The organism is Streptomyces sp. NPDC055099 (genome assembly GCF_053607685.1).
Window position 1 is genome coordinate 1 of sequence record NZ_JBSGUA010000054.1, and the last position, 4,731, is coordinate 4,731.

Annotated in this window: 4 protein-coding genes; 3 read left to right on the forward strand and 1 reads right to left on the reverse strand. The window is 70.4% G+C overall.

Translation table 11 applies throughout. The annotated features are described in order from the left end of the window. From ACWFRU_RS42130 to ACWFRU_RS42140, 3 genes are all read left to right on the forward strand, one after another. On the forward strand, positions 1-1,797 hold a 1,797-nt coding region (locus ACWFRU_RS42130; protein ID WP_453694141.1), incomplete at its 5' end, for a relaxase/mobilization nuclease domain-containing protein. Positions 1,798-1,814: 17 nt separating this feature from the next. Continuing rightward, positions 1,815-2,957, forward strand: coding sequence for a hypothetical protein (locus tag ACWFRU_RS42135; RefSeq protein ID WP_381097662.1), 1,143 nt, complete (start codon positions 1,815-1,817; stop codon positions 2,955-2,957). Between the two features lie 64 nt (positions 2,958-3,021). Continuing rightward, positions 3,022-3,957 carry a pentapeptide repeat-containing protein gene (locus ACWFRU_RS42140; protein WP_381097659.1) on the forward strand — a complete coding sequence of 312 codons (936 nt, stop codon included), beginning with the start codon at positions 3,022-3,024 and terminating at the stop codon, positions 3,955-3,957. A gap of 4 nt (positions 3,958-3,961) precedes the next feature. Here ACWFRU_RS42140 and ACWFRU_RS42145 read toward each other — a convergent pair. Then, positions 3,962-4,731, reverse strand: a 770-nt coding sequence (locus ACWFRU_RS42145) for a C40 family peptidase (protein WP_453694144.1), incomplete at its 5' end; no start/stop codon positions are given.

Consider the following 4,731-nt stretch of genomic DNA (forward strand, 5'->3'; position numbering starts at 1 on the left):
GGTGATGAGAGAGCGGCGGCCGCGCTCGTGATCCCGAAGGAAGCAGCGCCCGGAGACGACACCGCCGGACTGCTCTACTACCTGTACGGGCCGGGCAAGCGGGACGAACACGTGGACCCGCACATGGTCGCCGCGTGGGACCCCTTCGTCCCCGACCCGGTGAAGTCGGAGGATTTCTCGATCGCTGACCTCGCGATGCTGCTGGACGCACCCGTACGCGCTCTGACGGGCAGGAAGCCGCCGTTGCACGTCTTCCACGTAGCGGTGCGCAATCCGCCGGAGGACCGACTCCTTACCGACGAGGAATGGGCCCGGGTGGCGCGCGAGATGATGCACGCCGCTGGCATCGCCCCGCACTCTGATGACCAGGGTTGCCGGTGGGTGGCCGTGCGTCACGCCGACGACCACATTCACATCGTGGCGACCCGTGCCCGCGAGGACGACCGTCAACCGGACACGAGTTGGAGCAAGCTCCGGATGCAGGAAGCCGCGCGCGGTTTCGAGATTGAGTTTGGTCTGCGCCGCCTGACCCACGCCGACGGAACTGCCCGCAGGTGGTCGAAGACCGGAGAGGCCGAGAAGGCAACGCGCCGGGGACTGTCCGAACCGGTCCGTGAGACGCTCCAGCGCACGGTGCGCGAGGCGGCGGCCGCCGCCGTGAGTGACGCCGACTTCTTCGCCCGGCTCGCCGCGGCCGGGCTGCGCGTGAAGCAGCGGATCGCCCCGGACGGCAACACGACCGGCTACTCCGTGGCGCTGCCCGGAGATCGCGACAGCGGACAGAAGCCGGTGTTCTTCCCGGGCACGAAGCTTGCCCCGGACCTGTCTCTGCCGCGCGTACGCGAACGCTGGAGCGGACCGCCAGTGAACCTCCCGGCCGCGCCGGCGGATGCGTGGCGTACGGCGGCGGAGAAGGTCCGCGCCGCCGCCGATCAGCTCGGGTCCGGAGGACTGCACGATGGTGCTGGAGACGTGGCCGCTCTCGGAGACCTGATTGTGACGGCCGCCGTCGTGTCCCCGTACCTGGTGCGCAGCCAGATGCGGAAGGCCGCGTACGAGTACGAGCGGGCGTCCCGGGCCCCGGCCGCACGGCAGATGGAGGGGCAGGCCCGGCAGCTGTACCGCGAGTCGACGCAGACTCTCGTGCGCTCCGCGGCATCGGTCGGACGCAACGACACGGCGGCCGCGCTCGGCTTTCTGCTCGCTCTGGTGAGCGCCGTTGAGGCGTCCCGGCGCTGGCATCACGCGCAGGAGTTCCGAGTCCAGGCTGATGCCGCCGGGAGGGCTGGTCGGCTGCTGCACGAAGCGGTCGAGGTGAGCGTCGGGGCGAACGCGGCACGCGACCACAAACCCCGCGCCCGGCGTGCCACCGAGAGGAAGGGAGCGGTGCGTCGCGCGGCGATGTCACCGGAAGCGCGACCGATGGCCGGGACCGTCCAGGAGGCGTTGCCCGCGCACGCGGGTGCGATCCTGGCCGATCCGGCGTGGCCCGCACTGCGCGCCCGGCTCGTTGAGGTCGAGGAGGCCGGTGAGGATCCAGGCGAGGTCCTCGCGGCAGTGGCCGCTCGCAGGGAGCTGGGCTCTGCGGACTCGGTCGCGGAGGTGCTTGTATGGCGCCTGTACGGGTGGCAGCGGCAGCGGGGGTCGGCCGCCGACGCATCCGGTAGCGATACGACCGCCGCATCCGCCGGCGGCACCGGGCGTATCGCAGCGGTCCGCCCGCAGGGGACATCCTTGCCGAGACGACGGCCACCGGGCGAGGGGCAACAGCGCAAGGGCCCGAAGCGGGGCCGTTAACGAGGGGAGAGCACGAGATGACCACACCCGTTCCCGAGGAACGTGCGGCAGAAGCCGTCACCGAGTCCGCCCAGGAGGCGGTACAGACCGCGGTCATGGCGGCGCGTTTGATCATGGCCATCGCCGACGCCGCGCGACGGCACCAGCAGCGCAAGCACAAGGGCGAGGAAGAGGAACTGCCCTCCGCCGAGAAGGCGGTGCAGGAGGTCGGCGGGGACGTCGAGCGTCTCCTCCCCACCGACATCTCGGCGGCGCTGATGGGAGAGGCGGACTGGCCGCAGCTCGCGCAGCAGCTCCTTGCCCTGCGCGAGGCGGGCGTCGACCTGGAGCAGGTCCTGCCGCGCATCGGCGAGGTCGCGGTGAACGTACGCGACCAGGTCGCGGCGAAGGCCTCGGAGGCGGCCACCGATGAGTGGGTCCGGGCGGTGCGCGAGACACTGCCGGCGGGGTCCCTGCGTGAGGGGATCCTCAACTCCCCGACGTGGCCGGAGATCGCCGCGACGATGGCCCGGCTGGATGCCAAGGGGGTCAACGTGCGTGAGGTCCTGGCGACCGCGTACGACACGGTGCAGGGCGTCGACCAGACGGTGAACAAGACCGTCGGGGCGCCTGCGGCGAGGATGACCAAGGACGCCCAGCTCCTGTACGGGCCGCTGTCGGTCGGGCTGGATCTCCCTGCGGATTTCGACCCGTCCAACCGTGAGCAGGCGCTCATCCAGCTCGGCATCTCGCAGGGGGAGCACGAGAAGTACGCCCGGTTGGTGCGCGAGGCGATTCCCGGGCACGGCCAGGAGGCGGACCGGTTGCTGGCGTCCCCTCGTTGGCCCTTCGTGCTCGCTCGCATGGCGCAGACAGACAACGACGGGACTTCCGTGGCTGCACGGCTGGCGGGCCTGGCCAAGGACACGTCCTGGACGGAAGGGCCTTCCAGTCAGGTCACTGCCCGACTTGCTCTCGCGGCTACCGACGCACTCCGTGGCCCGGGGCATGTAGGCCCCGGGCGTGAGACGCGGGTAAGGGTGGATGCAACGGCGGCGCGGTCGGCATCGCCGAGCGTGGGCCCTACTAGGGCGCCGGCGAAGGCGGCGGCGCCTACGTCGCAAGGGGTAGCCGCACACCGTGAGCCCGGTGCGGCGCCAGCACGGGGGAAGGCCCTGTAGCACTCCCGATGCGTGCCCGTCACTGCAGTGAACTGCGGTGGCGGGCACGCGTGATACTGCGGGTATGACGACGAAGAAGCGGGCCCGCTGGCTCTTGATCGCGGCGGTGACCGTGGGGGTCATCGCGTTCGGGCTGCTGCTGTGGAAGGGGCCCTGGTGGTTCGACGGAGCCCACCTGCGCACGAAGGATCTGCAACCCGCCGACGGTGTGGTCATCACTGGCTTCCGGACCGCCTTGGTCGCCGTCGGCGTGGCCGTGACCGCGGCGGTCGGCCTGTTCTACACCCACCGCCAGCTGAATCACACCCGAGACAAGGATCGAGAACAGGCGGAGCTGACCCGCGAGTCGCAGTACACCGCCCTATATGTCGATGCGATCAAGCTCCTGGCTGCGAAGGACACCGCCGATGGGTCTGGCCTCGCTGAGCGGCTGGGGGGCATCTACGCGCTGGAGCGCGTCATGCGGGATTCGGGGAAGGACCATCGGATGGTGGTCCAGATTCTGGCGGCGTTCATCCGTCTGCACGCACTCCGTGATTCCCCCTTGGTGGAGGAGATGAGCGGCAGGGGGCCGGACGAGATTCCGAAGCCGTCGGATGACGTTCAGGCGGCGCTCACGGTCCTCGGGCGCAGGCCCGAGGAGCGTGATGAGGGGCCCATCGACCTGTCGAACACGGATCTGTCGCGTGCGAACCTCGCGGTCGGGCGGTTCGAGCGAGCCGACCTCAGCGGAACGCAGCTGTTCGGGGCGATTCTCCGGGGCACCAAGTTGAGGGGGGCCCGGCTGAGCGGTGCTGAACTTGTGGAGGCCCAGCTGTCCGGAGCGGACCTTCGCGGCGCGGATCTCCGCGGTGAGCGGGGCATCGCCGACCCTCCTACTCCCGCGCTCATTTCGCTGCAGCAGGTCCTGTCCGCTGAGTTCGATGGGTACACGCAGTGGCCCGAAGAGCTGGAAGAGTCCACGCTGATCCAGCGAAGGCTCAGGGGCGGTGCTCAGTAGGTCGTCAGGGACGGGTCGCGCCCAGGTAGTCGCCGGAGGGCATGGCGGTGTCCATGGGGGCGATCTCGACCCGCTTGCCCGTACGGGGAGCGTGCAGGACCTTGCCGTCGCCGGCGTAGAGAGCGATGTGGTAGATGAAGCCGGTGGAGTTCGACCAGAACAGCAGGTCGCCCTGTTTGAGGTCGCCGCGGGCGACGGGCCGGTTCGAGGTGGCGCCGTACTGGGCGGCGGCGGTGCGGGGGAGTCGGGTGGAGGGCCAGTAGGCGTACTGGACGAGGCTGGAGCAGTCCCAGCCCTCGGTGCGTGATGCGTCGCACCGGCCGTTGAGGTAGCCGTTGACGCCGTCGCAGAACCCGGTGGAGGGCCCGGAGGGGGTGCCGCCGCCGTAGGAGTATTTGACGCCGAGTTCGGTGGAGGCCCGGCGCAGCGCGTCGGGACCGGCCCCGGAGCCGGAGACGGAGACGGACGCGGCGGCGAGGCCGCCGGGGCCTTCGAAGCGGGGCATGGTGGCCAGGATGATGCGGACGTAGTTGTGCGTCTCGCCTCTGGCGAAGCTTTCCGGGGGGACTCCGCGGAACCGCCGGACTGCGTTCCATCCGGCGTTGTATCCGGCCAGTGCGAGCGCCTGGGTACCGCCCGGGTAGCCGGATGCCCGGGCGGACTTGAGGAGTGAGCACATCATGCGGCCCTGGGCGATGACGGCGTCGCCGATGTCCCAGGGGCTGATGCGTCCGTTGCCGTCAGCGTCCTCGCGGCCCCAGGTGGCCCAGGTGC